The sequence below is a fragment of the Halorubrum sp. SS7 genome (assembly GCF_005435055.1).
Classification (GTDB): Archaea; Halobacteriota; Halobacteria; order Halobacteriales; family Haloferacaceae; genus Halorubrum; species Halorubrum salinarum.
This window is the reverse complement of sequence record NZ_SGXV01000009.1, coordinates 73,490-90,359: the sequence shown is the minus strand read 5'-3', so window position 1 is coordinate 90,359 and position 16,870 is coordinate 73,490. Positions and strand designations below refer to the sequence as shown.

At 72.7% G+C, this 16,870-nt stretch carries 14 protein-coding genes; 7 read left to right on the top strand and 7 right to left on the bottom strand.

Annotated elements, in window-relative coordinates; genetic code table 11:
- Positions 1-18: 18 nt before the first annotated feature.
- The 5 genes from EXE44_RS21365 (at position 19) to EXE44_RS10625 (ending at position 5,944) form a co-directional block, all read left to right on the top strand.
- Positions 19-378 (top strand): hypothetical protein, encoded by a 360-nt coding sequence (locus EXE44_RS21365; protein WP_241991812.1) that lies wholly within the window; start codon positions 19-21, stop codon positions 376-378.
- A 133-nt stretch (positions 379-511) separates the two neighbouring features.
- Positions 512-1,141, top strand: coding sequence for a hypothetical protein (locus EXE44_RS10640; protein WP_137717124.1), 630 nt, complete (start codon positions 512-514; stop codon positions 1,139-1,141).
- 542 nt (positions 1,142-1,683) lie between these two features.
- Positions 1,684-4,041, top strand: coding sequence for a phosphoenolpyruvate synthase (ppsA, locus tag EXE44_RS10635; protein ID WP_137717123.1), 2,358 nt, complete (start codon positions 1,684-1,686; stop codon positions 4,039-4,041).
- Positions 4,042-4,117: 76 nt separating this feature from the next.
- The gene (gene mfnA / locus EXE44_RS10630; protein WP_137717122.1) at positions 4,118-5,209 is read left to right on the top strand and encodes a tyrosine decarboxylase MfnA; all 1,092 of its coding nucleotides are present in this window, start codon (positions 4,118-4,120) and stop codon (positions 5,207-5,209) included.
- Positions 5,210-5,305: 96 nt separating this feature from the next.
- Positions 5,306-5,944: a halocyanin domain-containing protein gene (locus tag EXE44_RS10625; protein WP_137717121.1), complete on the top strand. Its 639-nt coding sequence runs from the start codon at positions 5,306-5,308 to the stop codon at positions 5,942-5,944.
- Between the two features lie 39 nt (positions 5,945-5,983).
- Here EXE44_RS10625 and EXE44_RS10620 read toward each other — a convergent pair whose 3' ends face one another.
- Complete coding sequence (locus EXE44_RS10620) at positions 5,984-7,033, bottom strand: glycosyltransferase (protein ID WP_137717120.1); 1,050 nt, start codon at positions 7,031-7,033, stop codon at positions 5,984-5,986.
- 142 nt (positions 7,034-7,175) lie between these two features.
- On the opposite strand from EXE44_RS10620, the gene EXE44_RS10615 reads away from it, so the two are divergent.
- Both EXE44_RS10615 and EXE44_RS10610 read left to right on the top strand, forming a co-directional pair.
- Positions 7,176-8,981, top strand: a complete 1,806-nt coding sequence (locus EXE44_RS10615) for a S9 family peptidase (protein ID WP_137717119.1) — start codon at positions 7,176-7,178, stop codon at positions 8,979-8,981.
- A gap of 87 nt (positions 8,982-9,068) precedes the next feature.
- Positions 9,069-10,472, top strand: a complete 1,404-nt coding sequence (locus EXE44_RS10610; RefSeq protein WP_137717118.1) for a PAS domain-containing sensor histidine kinase — start codon at positions 9,069-9,071, stop codon at positions 10,470-10,472.
- Positions 10,473-10,500: 28 nt separating this feature from the next.
- Here the strand turns inward: EXE44_RS10610 and EXE44_RS10605 are convergent, their stop codons facing one another.
- The 6 genes from EXE44_RS10605 to EXE44_RS10580 all read right to left on the bottom strand — a co-directional run bounded on the left by EXE44_RS10605 (position 10,501) and on the right by EXE44_RS10580 (position 16,766).
- A complete protein-coding gene (locus EXE44_RS10605) occupies positions 10,501-11,286 on the bottom strand; it encodes an aldo/keto reductase (RefSeq protein WP_137717142.1) in 786 nt (261 codons plus the stop codon).
- 175 nt (positions 11,287-11,461) lie between these two features.
- Entirely contained in the window at positions 11,462-11,884 is a 423-nt protein-coding gene (locus tag EXE44_RS10600; RefSeq protein WP_137717117.1) for a hypothetical protein, read from the bottom strand.
- 84 nt (positions 11,885-11,968) lie between these two features.
- Positions 11,969-14,518 (bottom strand): cation-translocating P-type ATPase, encoded by a 2,550-nt coding sequence (locus EXE44_RS10595; protein ID WP_137717116.1) that lies wholly within the window; start codon positions 14,516-14,518, stop codon positions 11,969-11,971.
- Position 14,519: 1 nt separating this feature from the next.
- Positions 14,520-15,353: a sulfite exporter TauE/SafE family protein gene (locus EXE44_RS10590; protein WP_137717115.1), complete on the bottom strand. Its 834-nt coding sequence runs from the start codon at positions 15,351-15,353 to the stop codon at positions 14,520-14,522.
- A 103-nt stretch (positions 15,354-15,456) separates the two neighbouring features.
- Positions 15,457-15,882, bottom strand: coding sequence for a plastocyanin/azurin family copper-binding protein (locus EXE44_RS10585; RefSeq protein WP_121561757.1), 426 nt, complete (start codon positions 15,880-15,882; stop codon positions 15,457-15,459).
- 107 nt (positions 15,883-15,989) lie between these two features.
- Entirely contained in the window at positions 15,990-16,766 is a 777-nt protein-coding gene (locus EXE44_RS10580) for a helix-turn-helix domain-containing protein (protein ID WP_137717114.1), read from the bottom strand.
- Positions 16,767-16,870: the final 104 nt, after the last annotated feature.

Below are 16,870 nucleotides of genomic sequence, written 5' to 3'. Positions count from 1 at the left end.
TACGACCAGCGGAAGAGCGTGTACACGTCGCTCCGGCAGTTCCACTGCCCGAAGATGGCCGACGCCGGGCTCGTCGAGTTCGACGACCGCGACGGGACGGTCCGGCTGACCTCGGACCTCCCGGACGAGCTCGTGATCGAGATCGAACCGGACACGGCGAACGTCAGGCGGACCGCCCTCGGCGCGCTCGCGCTCGCAGCCGGCGCCGTCCTCGGCGCGTGGGCCGCCGGGCTCCCGGTGTTCGGCCCGCTCTCGTTCGCCGGGGTCGCGTTCGCCGTCGCCTTCGCCGCCGTCGCCGCGGGCGTGGTGTACGCGGTCGCCGTCCGCTCCGACCACGGCGTCTCGCTCGGCGACGCGCTGGCCCGCGTCGACGGCTGACCGACCGAGTTATCTCGGCGGAGCCCCTCAGATCGGTATCACGGTCCTCCGACTCCTGCGGCTGACGACGCCCGCCGACTTCGCCGCCTGGTACGCCGCCGGCCGCGCGTACACGACCGCCGTCGCCGAGGGCATGGGCTTCCCCGGCGTCGACGCGCTCGACGGCGACCGGACGGTCCGTCGGCTCCGAACGGCCCCCGACGAGCTGACCCCGGCCGAGGCGCGCTCGGTCGCGACGACGCTGCTCGCGGACGGCGCGTTCTCGGAGCCGTACTGCGAGTGGCTGCCGACGTGGTACGAGCTCGCCCTGATCGCGCCGGTCCGGTACGCCGACTGGCGGCTGCGGCGGGTCGCCGGCGCGGTCGCCGAGCGCGCGTCCGTGACCGCGACCGCGCCGCGGTTCTCGCGGCCGACCGACGTGCGGATCGACGGCGCGCCGGCGCTGTCGCGGGTCGACGGCTTCCGCGAGCGGTTCCTCCTCGCCGACTCGCTGCTCCACCTGGAGTGGTTCGACCACGTCGCCGCTGCCGACGGGATCGAGGTGCCGGACGACCTCGTCGCGCGGGCTCGCGAGGAGTCGCTGTCCTACTACGGCGGCGAGCGCGACCGACTCTCCCCGGAGGTCCGGCGGTTCCAGCGGCACCTGTTCGGCGACGACCGCTGGGTCCGCCGGGTCGACGAGGCGTACGGCCTCGACAGCGCGCTGTTCGGCCTCTGGGAGCGGCTCCTGCGCGACGAGCGGCGGCGGCTCGGCGGCGACTGAGCCGCGTCGGCGGGCGACCGAGTCGTACCGGACGCGCAGTCGGAGATATTTGTTACAAGTACTGTAACAAGTTACAGGGACTAATCGCAAAACGGAAGGTAAGTATAGACCAGTTCGACCGTTACGGAGTGGTACGAACCGCGTGTCGGTTCGCTGTCCCCGACCTTCGGCCCTCGTTTTCGCTCGCGGCCGCGGCGGTCTCGTCGCGGTCCCGGTCCTACTCTCGACTCCGACAGAGATTGCCGTGCCGTCGGACTCCTGCGTCGCACTCGTCCGTTCACGTGGTCGCTCAGCGAGTGCGGACTGGGATAGAAGGACCAGAAGTGAGTTTGACCAGCGAGGGATCCATGCCCGAATCCGAGGGGGTGTGACCGGGGTTGCCGCAGTCAGCGCCAGAGGAGTTCCGAACTGAAGCTGCTGTTCAGCGATTCGGTGTGTCGACTCCGACGCACGGAGATAACTCGGCGGCGAGTAATCTTTTATTCATCGTTACGGCTGCCGGAAGCTTCATACGTCGGCTCGCGGATCCTCCGGACACACGAATGGCAGTACTCTTGCTGGAGGACGTCGATGCCGACGACGTCGGGACCGTCGGCGGGAAGGCCGCGTCGCTCGGGGAACTCATCGGTGCGGGGCTTCCGGTGCCGCCGGGGTTCGCCGTCACCGCGGGGACGTACCGCACGTTCATCGAGGAGGCCGGGATCGACGACGAGCTGTTCGAGGCGGTCGACGTCGACCCCGAGGACTCCGCGGCGCTCCGCGAGGCGGAGGAGCGCGCGGAGGAGTTGATCCTCGGCACGCCGTTCCCCGAGCCGGTGCGCGAGGAGATCCTCGACCGATACCGGGCGATGGGCGAGGACGGCGAGGAGGCGTTCGTCGCCGTGCGCTCCTCGGCCACCGCCGAGGACCTGCCCGACTCCTCGTTCGCCGGGCAGCAGGAGACGTTCCTCAACGTCCGCGAGGAGGACCTCCTCCGGCGCGTGAAGGAGTGCTGGGCCTCGCTTTTCACGCAGCGCGCGATCTACTACCGACAGCAGCGCGGGTTCCCGCACTCCGAGGTCGATATCGCGGTCGTCGTCCAGCGGATGGTCGACGCCGAGAAGTCCGGCGTGATGTTCACCAGCCACCCCTCGACGGGCGAGCCGCAGGTCACCATCGAGGCGGCGTGGGGGCTCGGCGAGGCGGTCGTCTCCGGCACCGTCTCGCCCGACAACTACGTGTACGACCGCGAGCGCGGCGCGGTCGATCAGGTCACCGTCGCGGACAAGAAGGTCGAGATGGTGAAGGACGCGGAGACCGGCGAGACGGTCCAGCTCGACGTCGAGGAGGAGCGCCGACACGAGCGGGTCCTCTCGGACGCGGAGATCGGTGACCTCGTCGAGCTCGGGGAGCGGGTCGAGTCCCACTACGGCGCCCCGCAGGACGTCGAGTGGGCGATCTACGACGGCGAGATCTACATGCTCCAGTCGCGTCCGATCACGACGATCCGCGAGGACGCCGGCGGCGAGGCGGGCGCGGACGAGGCCGGCACCGGCGGCGAGACCCCGCGGAAGTCGACCGCCGGCGACGCGTCGTCTGGCCAGCCGGGCGCGGCCAGCGTCCCGAACGGCGGAGAAGAGGAGGACGTGCTCGTCGACGGGCTCGGCGCGAGCCCGGGCGTCGTCTCCGGCGCCGTCCGGATCGTCCACAAGCTCGACCACCTCGACCAGGTCCAGGAGGGCGACGTGATGGTGACGGAGATGACGATGCCCGACATGGTGCCCGCGATGAAACGCGCCGCCGGCATCGTCACCGACGAGGGGGGGATGACGAGCCACGCGGCGATCATCTCGCGCGAACTCGGCGTCCCCGCGGTCGTCGGCACCGGCAACGGGACGCGGGTCCTCGAAGACGGCCAGCAGGTCACCCTCGACGGCGACAAGGGGACGATCCGGGCGGGCGAGTCCGAGTCGGCCGAGCCCGGCGAGGAGTTCGAACCGGTTGAGGCCGCGCGTCCCGAGACGCCCGTCAAGCCGATGACGGCGACGGAGGTGAAGGTGAACGTCTCGATCCCGGAGGCGGCCGAGCGCGCCGCGGCGACGGGCGCCGACGGCGTCGGCCTGCTCCGGATCGAGCACATGGTGCTCTCGCTCGGGAAGACGCCCGAGAAGTACATCGCCGACCACGGCGCCCGCGCCTATCAGGACGAGCTCATCGAGGGCGTCCGGCGCGTCGCCGACGAGTTCTACCCCCGACCGGTCCGCGTGCGCACCATCGACGCGCCGACCGACGAGTTCCGCGAGCTGGAGGGCGGCGAGGGCGAGCCGGCCGAACACAACCCGATGCTCGGCTGGCGGGGGATCCGGCGGAGCCTCGACAAGCCCGAGCCGTTCCGCCAGGAGCTGGCGGCGTTCGCGCGCCTCTACGACATGGGGTACGACAACCTGGAGGTGATGTTCCCCCTCGTCAACGACGCGGCCGACGTGGCGGGGATCACGGCCCACATGCGCGAGGCCGGGATCGACCCCGAGACGCACCGCTGGGGCGTGATGGTCGAGACGCCCGCCAGCGCGCTCCAGATCGAGGAGCTGGCGAACGCCGGCATCGACTTCGCCTCCTTCGGCACCAACGACCTCACGCAGTACACGCTCGCGGTCGACCGCAACAACGAGCACGTCGCCGACCGGTTCGACGAGCTCCACCCGGCCGTGTTGCGGCTCATCGGCGACACCATCGAGACGTGCCGGGAGCTCGGCGTCGACACCAGCATCTGCGGGCAGGCCGGCTCGAAGCCCGAGATGGTCGAGTTCCTCGTCGAGAAGGGAGTCTCCTCCATCTCGGCGAACATCGACGCGGTCCGGGACGTCCAACACGAGGTGAAGCGGACCGAGCAGCGGCTCCTGCTGGATTCGGTCCGCTGAGGCCGCCAGCGGGGAGTCCCTCGGACGCATCCGAGAGCGGAACGGGTAAGAGCCGTCCCCGGCAACGAGAGGGCAGATGCGACAGCCGGAACCGGAGCCGCAGTCGTTCGATCGGGTGCTCTCCTCGATGTGCACCGAGCCGCACCCGGACGCCCGCGCGGCCGCCGAGCGGTTCCTCGCGACGAACCCCGGCGACCCCGCCACCTACGAGTCGGTCGCGGAGCTGGAGGCCCGGGCGGTCGCGGGGCTCGCGACGCTCGCGGACCACCCGACGCCGGCCGACGCCGCGGGGTACGTCACCTCCGGCGGCACCGAGGCGAACATCCAGGCGGTGCGGTCCGCGCGGAACAGGCACCGCGAGGCGGCGGGCGGCGGCGCGGGCGCGGTCAACGTCGTCGCCCCCGAGAGCGCGCACTTCTCGTTCACGAAGGCCGCGGCGCTGCTCGACGTGGAGCTGCGGACGGTCCCCCTCGACGGGGCGCACCGCGCCGACACCGACGCCGTCGCGGCCGCGGTCGACGACGCCACCGCGCTCGTCGTCGGCGTCGCCGGCAGCACGGAGTACGGCCGCGTCGATCCGATCCCGGAGCTGGCGGCGATCGCCGGGGAGGCGGGGGCGCGGCTTCACGTCGACGCGGCGTGGGGCGGGTTCGTCCTCCCGTTCACCGACCGCGGCTGGTCGTTCGCCGACGCGCCGGTCGACACGCTGACGATCGACCCCCACAAGTTCGGCCAGGCGCCGGTCCCGGCCGGGGGGTTGCTGGCCCGCGAGGACGCCGCGCTCGACGCGCTCGCGGTCGACACGCCGTACCTGGAGACGCGGTCGCAGGCGACGCTGACGGGGACGCGGAGCGGGGCAGGCGTCGCCGGCGCCGTCGCGGCGATGGACGCGCTGTGGCCCGACGGCTACCGCGAGGCGGCCGAGCGCGCGGCCGACAACGCCGACTGGCTCGCCGAGGGGCTCGCCGACCGCGGGTACGACGTGGTCGAGCCCGAGCTCCCGCTCGTCGCGGCCGACGTGCCCGAGCCGACGTTCGCCGCGCTCCGCGACGCCGGCTGGAAGGTCTCGCGGACCGGGGCGGGCGAGCTCCGCGTGGTGTGTATGCCGCACGTGACGCGGTCGACGCTGCGGGCGTTCCTCGACGACCTCGACCGCATCCGCCGGTAACCGGTCGATCGACCGGCCGAGCGACCGGTCCGGGGCGATCGCTCGCGCCGCGTTCGGATCAACATATTCACTACGGGCCGCCACGAACCGCCTCGTATGAGTTCGGACGACGTCTCTCGGCGCGCGTTCATGCGGACGGCCGGCGGTGCGGCGGCCGCCGCCGGCGCGGCGACGGCGACGGCGGGGACGGCGGCGGCACAGGAAGTGGCACCCGACTGGCCGAGCGGCGCCGAAGGGAACGTCGGGTCGTACACCGACGCCCGCGGCCAGGACTCGGTGACCATCTCGGTCGGCGCCGGCGACCAGGGCCTCGCGTTCGACCCGACCCTGGTCTGGGTCGACGAGGGGACAACGATCACCTGGGAGTGGACGGGCGCGGGCGGCGACCACAACGTCCAGACCGTCGACGGCGGCGGTCCGGCCAGCCTCGACAGCGGGAGCCCCGTCGGCGAGGAAGGCTACACCTACGAGTACGAGACGTCGAGCGAGGACGCCGGCATCACCCACTACCACTGCGTCCCTCACACCGCGGTCGGCATGCACGGCGGCATCGCCGTCGGCGAGGATGTCGCCACCGTCGAGACCGGTGGCGGCGGCAGCTCGAACGCGGTGTTCGTCCCGGACGCCGCCCGCGCGCTCGGCATCGCGACGTTCATCGCGATGGTGAGCACGCTGGGGCTGGCGTTCGTCTTCATGAAGTACGGCGGCACGATCACCGGTCGCGAGCAGGCGTAGCGGCCGGCGACCGACCCCTTTCTGCCGGCCTCGCGCGGCTCACTCCCCGTCGACGACGTCCTCGTACAGCGCCACGTAGCGGTCGATCACCGCGTCGTGGTCGAACGAGGCGAACTCGCGGTCGACCGCGCGGCGGTCGAGGTCCCCGACCGCGACGAACTCGTCGGCTAACTCGGCCGGGCTCGTGACGAGCCGCCCCCGCTCGCGCCCCTCGACGAGCTCGTGGGCGCTGGAGTCGGCCTGGTACTCGACTAAGGCGACGCAGCCGCAGGCGACCGCCCACAGCAGGTCGGTCGCGAACGTCTCCCACGTCGCGGTCGCGACGGCGACGTGCGTCCCCTTGAATATCGGGACCCGCTCCTCGGTCGGGAGGTCGCCGAGGAACGCGACCCGGTCGTCGATCCGGAGGTCGCTCGCGGTCGCCTCGATCCGGCCGCGCTCGGGGCCGTCGCCGATCACCGCCGCGGTCCAGTCGCGGCCGCGCAGCTCGGCGAGCCCGAGCAGGAACGTCTCGACGTTGGCGTGGCGGTCGAGCCGCCGCGAGTACACCGCGTCGAACCGGTCGTCGACGCCCGCGGCCTCGACGGCGTCGAAGTCGATGCTCTCCGGGAGCACCCGCACGTCGTCGCCGTCGGCGCCGTGCTCGCGGACGCGCGTCTTGGTCGTCCGCGAGGGCGTCGTCACCGCGTCGGCGCGCCGGGCGAGCGGCCGGTACCAGCGGCGGGCGTCGGCGGGGTGGTCGCGCCACCAGTCGACGACGACCGGGACCCGCGAGAGCGACCCGGCCACCGTGGCGGCGAGCGCCGGCGTCGGCGGGCTGTTGACCGCGTGGACCACGTCGGGGTCGACGCGGCGGACCGCGCCCGGCAGCCGCGCGGCGAAGGCCCCGGGCGCGGGCTCGGCGGTGACCGACCGGTACTCGATCCCGTCCTCGTCGAAGGCGTCGACGTCGCCGCCCCACCACTGGGCGCAGAGCCAGACGACCTCGTGGCCGCGGGCGGCGAGGCCGCGGGCGGTCCGCAGGGTCCGCGTTCGCGCCGGGGTCTCCCCGTGTCCGGGGGCGAAGAGCGAGGCGAACGCGACGCGCATACGCCGACCGCACGGGGGGCGCCGGTAAAAAGACACGGCATCCGGACGGCAGACGGCGCGCTGACGGCGACCAGACCGGCCTCCCCATCGCCGGGGTTCCGTCACCCGAAACGGTTTCCGGTCACGCGCGGAACCGAGTGACATGCGACAGTACGACATCGAGCGCTACCTCAACGTGCGGAACGCGGGCGGCGCGGACCTCGGCCCCGACGGACGGCTGTCCTTCCTCCTCAACACGACCGGCACGGGGCAGGTGTGGTCGCTCCGCGAGCCGGAGTCGTGGCCCGAACAGCACACCTTCTTCGAGGAGTCCGTCTCCTTCGTCGACTCCTCGCCGGAGCGCTCCGAGGCCGTCTTCGGCATGGACGAGGGCGGCAACGAGCGCGCGCAGCTGTACCGGCTCGACTACGAGTCCGGCGCGATCGAGAACCTCACCGACATGCCGGAGGCGAAGCACCGGTGGGGCGGCTGGGACTCGGCCGGCGACCGGTTCGCGTTCGCGTCGAACCGCCGCGACGAGGCCGTCTTCGACGTGTACGTCCAGGGGCGCGACGAGACGGGCGACGACGCCGAACTGGTGTACGAGGGCGACGGCTGGCTCTCCGTCGCCGGCTGGTCGCCGAGCGACGACCGGCTGATCGTCCACGAGGCGCACTCGTCGTTCGACCACGACGTGTACACCCTCGACCTGTCGACCGGCGACCTGACCCACCACACGTCCCACGAGGGCGACGTGCGGTACAGCAGCCCGGAGTGGGGGCCCGACGGCGAGGGCGTGTACCTCGTCACCGACCGCGAGACCGACACGCTCCGCTTGGAGCGGCTCGACCTGGAGACCGACGAGTTCGCCGTGGTCGCGGACGGCGGCGAGTGGAACGTCGACGGCGTCGCGATAGACGAGGACACCCGCCGGCTCGTCTACTCCCGGAACGTCGACGGCTACACCGAGCTCACCGCCGGCGAGCTCGTCGCGCCCGACCGGATCGACGAGTTCCCGACGCCGGACCTGCCGCGGGGCGTCGCGGGCGGCGTGAGCTTCGGCCCCGACGGCGACCGGTTCGCCGTCACGTCGACGGGCAGCACCCACAACGCGAACGTCTACGTCGTCGAGGCGACCACCGGCGAGGCGGAACGGTGGACGCGAGCCTCGACCGCGGGCATCCCCGCGGACACGTTCGTCGAGCGCGAACTGGTCCACTACCCCACCTTCGACGGGCGGGAGATCCCCGCGTTCTTCTCCGTGCCCGAGACGGAGCCGCCGGAGTCGGGTTACCCGGTCGTCGTCGACATCCACGGCGGGCCGGAGTCGCAGCGCCGGCCCTCCTTCGCCTCGGTCACCCAGTACCTGCTGAACAACGGGTACGCGGTCTTCGAGCCGAACGTCCGCGGCTCGTCGGGCTACGGGAAGGCGTACTCGGGGCTCGACGACGTGGAGAACCGGATGGACTCGGTGAAGGACATCCGGGAGGGGGTCGGCTGGCTCCACGACCACCCCGAGGTCGACCCGGACCGCGTCGTCGCGATGGGCGGCTCCTACGGCGGGTTCATGGTGCTGGCGTCGCTGACGGAGTACCCGGAGCTGTGGGCCGCGGGCGTCGACATCGTCGGCATCGCGAACTTCGTCACGTTCCTCGAAAACACCGGGGACTGGCGCCGGTCGCTGCGCGAGGCCGAGTACGGCTCGCTCGACGACGACCGCGAGTTCCTCGAATCCGTCTCGCCGATCAACAACATCGAGCGCATCGCGGCCCCGCTGTTCGTCCTCCACGGCGAGAACGACCCGCGGGTGCCCGTCGGCGAGGCCGAACAGATCGTCGAGGAGGCCCGCGAGCAGGGCGTGCCGGTCCGGAAGCTGATCTTCGAGGACGAGGGGCACGGGTTCGCGAAGCTCGACAACCGGATCGAGGCGTACCGCGAGATCGTCGACTTCCTCGCCGAACACGTCTGACCCGACCGCGCGGTCGCTCTCCCCGCGTCTTCACGGTCGTCGAACGGCCGTGACGGTTATACGGGCTCGCCGACGAGGATAGGGGGAATGAGTGCCTCCGAGCCGTACGGGCTACTGCTCGACCAGGCGCAGGACAAGGTCGCCCTGTTGAGCGTCGACGGCGAGTACACGTACGTCAACGCGGCCGCGGAGGAGATCCTCGGGTTCGAGCCGGACGAGCTCGTTGGAACGAACGCCTTCGGGTACGTCCACCCCGACGACCGGGCGGCCGTGCGGCGCACCTTCGAGGGGGCGATCCGGACCGACGATTTCACCGAGGTCACGGCGGAGTACCGCCACCGGGCCAAAGACGGCTCGTGGGTGTGGCTGGAGAGCCGGATGTCAAACCTCACCGACGGGGAGCTCGGCGGGTTCGTCGTCAGTTCGCGGGACATCACCGACCGCGTGGCGGCCGAGCGCGAGCGCGAGGAGGCGACCGCGCACCTCCGGGAGATCGCCGCGGTCTCCAGCGACGTGCTCTGGATGTTCGACGCCGACTGGTCGGAGCTGCTCTTCGCGAACCCGGCGTACGAGGAGATGTACGGCGGCTCGCTCGACGAGCTCCGCGGCGACCCCGCGACGTTCCTCGACGCGATCCACCCCGAGGACCGCCCGGCCGTGAAGGAGGCGATGGAACGGCTCTCCGCGGGCGAATCGGTCGACATGGAGTACCGCGTGAACGCCGCGGAGGACTACAAGCGGTGGGTCTGGGTTCAGGGCGAGCCAATCGTCGAGGACGGCGAGGTCGTCCGGATCACGGGGTTCACGAAGGACGTCACGGACCGGCGGCGCCGCGAGCGCCAGCTCGTCGTGATGGACAACCTCCTCCGGCACAACCTCCGGAACGATCTCAACATCGTCCTCGGGAAGGCCGAGGAGCTCGAAGACGAGGTCCCCGGGTCGGCGGAGCACACGGCGGTGATCCGGCGGGTCGGCGAGAGCCTCCTCGACACCGCACAGAAGGAGCGCGAGGTGATCGAGCTCATCACCGACCAGCGGGGGACCGATGCGATCGACCTCCGGAGCGTGGTCGAGGAGGCCGTCGAGACCGTCGGCGAGCGGTACCCGGAGGGATCTATCGCGGTCGACGGGCTCGACGCGGTCGTCGTCGACGGGCGCTGCGAGCTCCGCTCGGCGGTGATCGAGCTCCTGGAGAACCCGTTCCAGCACAGCGACGACGGGAGTCCGGCGGTGACGGTGCGTCTCCGCCGCACCGAGGAGGGCGCCGAGCTCGTCGTCGAGGACGACCTGCCGCCCATCCCGGCGGTCGAGGCCGACGTGCTCACCGGCGACCACGACATGAGCCACGTGTACCACAGCAGCGGGCTCGGGTTCTGGCTCGTCTACTGGAGCGTGGAGCTGTCGAACGGGAGCGTGTCGGTCGAGGTCGGCACGGCGGGCGACGAGCGCGGCAACCGGATCACGGTGTCGCTGCCGCGCGCGGCGGAGTGAGGCGGTCCGCGCGGCCGCGCCCCGGCGGTTACCAGTCCGGCCCGAAGTCGGGGTTGAGCTGACGGTCGGTGCGGCCGAGGTCGTCGATCGCCGCGACGTCCTCGTCGTCGAGGTCGAGGTCGAGGCTGGCGAGGTTGTCGCGGATGTGGTCGATCCCGGTCGCCTTCGGGATGGCCGTGACGCCGGACTCGCGGAGCCACGCGAGGCTCACCTGCGCCGCGCTGACGCCGTGCTTCTCGGCGATGTCGACGATCGCCGGGTCGTCGAGGACCTCGCTGCGCGCGAGCGGCGAGTAGGCCACCAGCTCGACGCCGTTGGCGTCGGCGTACTCGCGCAGCTCCTCCTGGCGGAGCAGCGGGTGCATCTCCACTTGGTTCGCGAACGGCGCCTCGCCGAGCGCGTCCGCCGCGGCGTCGAGGTGTTCCGGCTCGAAGTTGGAGACGCCGATGCGGTCGATCAGGCCGTCGTCGCGCAGCTCGGCGAACGCCGGCAGCGTCTCCGCGGGCTCGTACTCCCCGGCCGGCCAGTGGACGTACATGAGGTCGACCGAGTCGACGCCGAGCTTGTCGAGGCTCTCGCGGGTCGACGCGGCCACGTCGGCGGGCGCGAGGTTGTCGATCCACACCTTCGACGCGAGGAAGACGTCCTCGCGGTCGACGTCGCTCTCGGCGATCCCCTCGCCGACGGCCGCCTCGTTGCCGTAGATCTGGGCGGTGTCGACGTGGCGGTAGCCGGCGTCGAGCGCGTTCGCGACCGACTCGGTACACTGGGCGGGCTCGTCGTTCTCCCACGTCCCGAGCCCGAGGACGGGCATCCCGTTTCGGGTCGGTACCGCGGGCTGCTGCTGTCGGTCTGTCATCGCCCCCGCCTACTCGCGTGAGCCGAAAGTCGCTTGCGGTAGGGGCGGGCGCGGCCGGGTCGCGAGAGAGGCGCCGGGCGTCGTCGGGGGCCGAGCGTCGGGCCGGACCGGTCGCCGTCGGGCGCCGCGATCACTCGACCTCGTCGACGAGCACGAGCATGTACCCGACGACGGCGAGGTCGATCACGAGGTTGACGGTGGGCGCGGCGGCGCCGTCGCCGGCCCGGAGCGCGAACAGGACTTGGCCCGCAGCCAGCATCGCGGCGACGCCGAAAAACAGCGCCGTGAGCCCGACCGCCCGCGGTCGAAGCCGGTAGAGGCCGATCGCAGCCCAGCACTTCACCGCGCCGATGCCGGCGACCGGAACGCCGACCAGGAAGAGCGGGCCGAGGGCCATCAGCAGTCCGCTGCCGAGGTCTGCCAGTCCGCTGAGCAGGCCGACCGTGGCGACGAGGGCGACGCCGAATCGACGATCGTCGGACTCCTCGTTCGTCTCGTCGTGGGAGGGCGTCGAGCGGCCGCTTCCGCGCCGCTCGGCTTCGCCGAGTGGCATGTCGGGGTCCAGCGCGAGCGACGGGATGTGTCTTTGGGTCGGCGTCGCGTGATCGGCGGCGTCCGGACGCGGCCGACGCGTCAGTTACTCCTCGGCGAGCAGCGCCCGCGAGGAGTTCGTCACCACGAGCAGGCTCGACGCGCCCATCGCGACGGCGGCGAAGAGGGGGTTCAGCAGGCCGGTCGCCGCCAGCGGGATGGCGACCGCGTTGTAGCAGAACGCCCAGCCGATGTTCCCCTTCACGCGTCGGCCGGCCGCCCGCGCGAGTTCGAAGACCGTCGCCACGGAGCCGAGCTCGTCGTCGACGATCGCCACGTCGGCGGCGTCGGCCGCCATCGCGGTGCCGCCGCCGAGCGCGATCCCGAGGTCGGCCGCGGCCAGCGCCGGCGCGTCGTTCGTCCCGTCGCCGACCATCACGGTGACGCCGCGCTCCTTCAGCCGCCTGACGGCCTCGGCCTTCCCCTCCGGCGGGACGCCGGCGAACACCGACGAGACCGCGTCGTGCTCGGCGAACACGGTCGCCGCGCGCTCGTCGTCGCCGGTGAGGACGATCACCTCGACGCCCGACTCGTCGAGCGCCGTCACCGTCTCCGCCCAGCCCTCGCGCAGCTCGTCGCCGACCACGACGAACCCCTCGGCCGCGCCGTCACGGCCGACCGCGACCGGGACGCGACCCACGTCGCGCGCGTCTGCGACCGCCGCGCGGATCCCGTCCGGGACGGTCCAGCCCCGTTCGTCGAACAGGTCCGGGTGGCCGACGACGACTTCGACGCCGTCGACGACGCCGGAGACGCCGCGGGCGTGGCTCTCGAAGGACTCGACCGCGGGGCCGTCGCCGCCCTCCTCGGGCTCGCCCGCCGCCGCCGCGGCCCCGCCGTCGGCGACCGCCGGCGTCGCGCCCTCGTCGCCCGCCTCGCCGGGGCCGGTCTCGGCCGCGTCGGCCGCGGAGCGCGCCGCGGCGATCGCCTGCCCGACCGGGTGTGCGGACCGCGATTCGAGGGCGGCCGCGAGGCGGAGCAGGTCGTCGTCGACCTCGCGCTCGATCAGCCGCATCTCGCCGGTCGTCAGGGTCCCGGTCTTGTCGAAGACGACCGTGTCCGCGTCGCGGATCCGCTCGAAGACGGTGTCGTCGAAGACGACGATGTTGCGTTCGAGGGCGTCGCGGATCCCGGCGGCGACCGCGAGCGGGGTCGCCAGTCCGAGCGCGCAGGGACACGAGACGATGAGCACCGTCAGCCCGACGAGCATCGCGTCGGTGGGGGCGCCGCCGAGCGCGAGCGACGCCCCGGCGGCGACGGCGGCGATGACGAGGACCGCCGGGACGAACACGGTCGCGAGCCGGTCCGCGAGCTTCTGGACGCCGTGGTTCCCGCTCTGGAGGTCGTAGACGAGCTCGGCGACGCGGTCGAGGCTGGATGTCGCGTCCGGCCCGACCGCGACCGTGAGCGAGCCGTCGGCGACCACCGAGCCGCCGACGACCGCGTCGCCGGCGACCTTCCGGACCGGGAGCGACTCGCCGGTGACGACCGACTCGTCGACCGCGGCGTCGCCGTCGACCGCCTCGCCGTCCACGGGGACCCGCTCGCCGGCGCGCACGAGGACTCGGTCGCCCGGTTCGAGCGCGTCGACGGCGACCGACTCCGCCTCGCCGTCGCCGGTCAGCCGCCGCGCGTCCTCGACCTGGACCGCGGTGACCTCGGAGAGCAGTTCCGTCGCCCGGTCCTTCACCGAGTCCTCGTAGTGGTTCCCGACCGTGACGATGACGACGATCGCGACGGTCACGTCGTAGTATATCGAGGGCGACTCGACGAAGATCACCGCGAGCGTGCTGTAGAGGTACGCGCTCACCGCGGCGATGGCGACGAGGAGGTCCATGTTCGGCGAGCGCGTCTTCGCGCTGACGTACGCGCCCCGGAGGATCGGCTTCCCGGTGAAGAAGAGGACGATGGTGGTGAGGACGCCGATGACGATGAAGAAGTACGTGCCCGAGGTCGAGGCCATCGCCTCGTTGAGGTACGTCAGCGTGCGCTCGTCGTAGAACGGGAACGCGAAGTACGTCGGGTAGATGAGGACTATGTACTGTAGCATCACCGCCATCCCGACGAGGACGCCCGCCGCGAGCCGCGCCGTCGCCATGTTGCTCGCCTGCCGCCTGGAGAAGGCGTCGTCGCGGGCGTACGCGCTGTACCCCAGCCCGCTCACCGTCTCGGTGAGGTCGTCGATCGTGACGGCGTCCGGGTCGTGGTCGATCCGGACCGTGTCGGTGACGTAGCTCGCGCTCGCGCCGCTGACGCCGTCGGCGTCGGTCGCCACCGCCTCGATGAACGCCTCGCAGGTCGCGCAGTGCATCCCGTCGACCTCCAGAAACGTCGCCTCGTGGCCGTCGGGGAGGTCGCGCTCGCCGGCGGCGTCCGCCTCGCCGCCCGCGTCGCCCTCGCGGTCCCCCCGCCGCTCGCGGACCGCGTCGGCGTCCACGTCGGCGTCGCCGAGGGCGCCGTACACGTCCCGGCAGCCGGTACAGCAGAAGCGGTTCCCCTCGTCGTCGGTCACGTCGACCCCGTCGGTCGGGAGCTCGCAGAGGGTACAGGCGGCGGGGTCGTCGCGCGCGTCCGCGGCGTCGTCGGTCGCGCTCATCTCACATGCCCCCCATACCCGCGTCGAGCGGGTTCCAGAACGGGAGCCGCGGGTGCGGCACGCGGATCCCGACCGACATCAGCCCGTGCGCGAACAGCACGTAGCCGAGCGCGACGAACGCGACGCCGAGCAGCCGGTGGATCCGGCGGCGATGGACGGGGTCGACGCTCTCGATCAGCGTCCCGTACGCGAAGACGGCTGGGATCGTCCCGAGCCCGAGCGCGCCGAGCGCGACCCCGCCCGCGACCGCGGAGCCGCTCGCGAGGGCGTACAGGTACGCGGGGTAGAGGATCGGACAGGGGAGCAGCCCGTGGACCGCGCCGAGCGCGACGATCCCCGGCCCGTTCGCGAGCCGGTCGACGTGTCCCGTGAGCCAGCCCGTGACGCGTTCGAGCCCGGGGAGGTGGACGCCGCCGGTCGCGCCGCCGAGGAGGTACCGGACGCCGACGGCGATCACGGCCGCGCCGACGAGGAGCCCGACCCCGCCGCGGACGGCCGTCGCGGCGCCGGTCAGCGTCGCCGTCGTGACGAGGACCGCGCCGCCGAGCGCGCCGAGGAGGGTTCCGATCGCCGCGTAGCTCGCGGCCCGCCCGAGGTTGAACAGCGCGTGCTGGCGCACCTCGTAGGTGGTCAGGTGGCCCTCGCGGCCGGTCTCCGCGCCGGCGACGCCGGCCGCGCCCGGCTCGCCGCCGTCGGTCCGCCCGCCGTCGGCGTCCATCCGGCTGGCGTAGACGGTGACGAGCGGGCCGCACATGCCGATACAGTGGGCTCCGCCGAGCAGCCCGATGGCGGCGAACAGCAGCACGTCCGTCCCGAGGAGCGGCGAGAGGGCCATGCGAGTCAGTCACCTCCCGTTCGGCGTGCGGGCGTGAATGGGTTTCGTCGCTCGGCGTCGCGTCGGGAGCGCCGCCGGAGCGGGGCGGGAGGGGCCACGCCGATCACTCCTCCACGACGACGGTGCCGAACATGCCGCCCTCGCGGTGGGGGATACAGACGTACTCGTAGGCGCCGGGGACGGTGAACGTGTGCTCGTACCGGTCGCCGCTCTCCAGCCGCCCGCCGAAGTCGGACTGCCACGCCGACAGCGCGGCGTCGTAGTCGTCGAAGCCGCCCGAGGCGAAGAACTCGGCGCCGTCCGGGATCCCGCCCTCGGTCGCGGTGACGGTGTGGGCCCGTGCGCTCGTGTTCTCCCAGACGACGGTGTCGCCGACCGAGACCGTGACCTCCCGCGGCTGATACGCGGCGGCGAGCATCCCGACGTCGTAGTCCGGCTCGCCGCCGACGCCGGCGCACCCGGCGAGCCCGACGGCGGCCGCCGCGCTCCCGGCGGCGCCGGTCCGGCGAAGGAACCGTCTGCGATACATACCTTATCTGAGCGCCTGAGGGGTTTCAATACCGCGGTCGACCCCGCCGCGTGGGAACGGATCCGTCCCCGGCGAGCCCGTCCCCGCGGAGCCGGCCGGGCCGGGCCTCACCCGCCGACGAGGTCGTCGAAGACGCGGCGCTGCGCCGCAGCGAGGTGCTCCGAGAACGTCGCGCGGGCGATGCCCATGGCGTCGGCCACCTCCGTCGCGCTCGCCTCGCGGGGGTGTTCGAAGTAGCCGAGCCGCTGCGCGGTCCGGACCACCTCGCGCTGGCGCTCCGTGAGCCGCCCCAGGTCGACCACGACCGGGTCGGACCGGCTGTCGGCGCCGCCGGAGCTGGTGAGCCGTTCGAGCCGGACCGAGCCGCCGGTCGCCTCTAAGGCGTCGATCACGTCGCCGAGCGGGTCGGCCGCGGGCAGCGACAACCGGAGCCGGACGCGGTCCGGCGCCGTGCGGACCGTGACCGACGAGACGGGGTAGCCGAGCGACTCGACGGCGTCGGACGGGAACTGGCCCGCCGCGCGGCTGCGGCAGCGGTAGACGAACTCGTCGCCCCCGTCGAAGACGAGTTCCGCGTCGACCGCGCGGTCGGCGCGGAACTGCGAGATGACCGCCCCGTCGACGCGGACGCGGTCGACGTCCTCCGCGACCGCGCCCGGCGGGAGCGCCGCCGCCACCGGCGCGGGGCTCGGGTCGTTGACGACAACCTCGACGCGGACGCCGGCGCCGTCGCGGCCGCCGGCGCTCGACCGGTCGGCGTCTCGGGAGGCGTCGGACCCGCTCCGCGCGGCCCCCGAGCGCGCGAGGCCGTCGGAACCGGGCCGGCCGGCGGTACCGGGGCTGTCGGCGGAGGCGCCGTCCGACGACCGCGACCGCCGTCCCATGTGTCGATCCTGTGCCCGAAGCCGGAAAAAAAGGAAGCCGAACGAGTACGCCCCGCGGCGCCCCGCCCGCCCGCCTGATAAAGAGCCGTCGAGAGTTGGCGACC

What these genes read in the sequence shown, in the direction of transcription:
- EXE44_RS10640 (WP_137717124.1), top strand. Translation starts at nt 512, where the DNA reads ATGGGCTTCCCCGGCGTCGACGCGCTCGACGGCGACCGGACGGTCCGT.
- ppsA (WP_137717123.1), top strand. Translation starts at nt 1,684, where the DNA reads ATGGCAGTACTCTTGCTGGAGGACGTCGATGCCGACGACGTCGGGACC.
- mfnA (WP_137717122.1), top strand. Translation starts at nt 4,118, where the DNA reads ATGCGACAGCCGGAACCGGAGCCGCAGTCGTTCGATCGGGTGCTCTCC.
- EXE44_RS10625 (WP_137717121.1), top strand. Translation starts at nt 5,306, where the DNA reads ATGAGTTCGGACGACGTCTCTCGGCGCGCGTTCATGCGGACGGCCGGC.
- EXE44_RS10620 (WP_137717120.1), bottom strand. Translation starts at nt 7,033, where the DNA reads ATGCGCGTCGCGTTCGCCTCGCTCTTCGCCCCCGGACACGGGGAGACC.
- EXE44_RS10615 (WP_137717119.1), top strand. Translation starts at nt 7,176, where the DNA reads ATGCGACAGTACGACATCGAGCGCTACCTCAACGTGCGGAACGCGGGC.
- EXE44_RS10610 (WP_137717118.1), top strand. Translation starts at nt 9,069, where the DNA reads ATGAGTGCCTCCGAGCCGTACGGGCTACTGCTCGACCAGGCGCAGGAC.
- EXE44_RS10605 (WP_137717142.1), bottom strand. Translation starts at nt 11,286, where the DNA reads ATGCCCGTCCTCGGGCTCGGGACGTGGGAGAACGACGAGCCCGCCCAG.
- EXE44_RS10600 (WP_137717117.1), bottom strand. Translation starts at nt 11,884, where the DNA reads ATGCCACTCGGCGAAGCCGAGCGGCGCGGAAGCGGCCGCTCGACGCCC.
- EXE44_RS10595 (WP_137717116.1), bottom strand. Translation starts at nt 14,518, where the DNA reads ATGAGCGCGACCGACGACGCCGCGGACGCGCGCGACGACCCCGCCGCC.
- EXE44_RS10590 (WP_137717115.1), bottom strand. Translation starts at nt 15,353, where the DNA reads ATGGCCCTCTCGCCGCTCCTCGGGACGGACGTGCTGCTGTTCGCCGCC.
- EXE44_RS10585 (WP_121561757.1), bottom strand. Translation starts at nt 15,882, where the DNA reads ATGTATCGCAGACGGTTCCTTCGCCGGACCGGCGCCGCCGGGAGCGCG.
- EXE44_RS10580 (WP_137717114.1), bottom strand. Translation starts at nt 16,766, where the DNA reads ATGGGACGGCGGTCGCGGTCGTCGGACGGCGCCTCCGCCGACAGCCCC.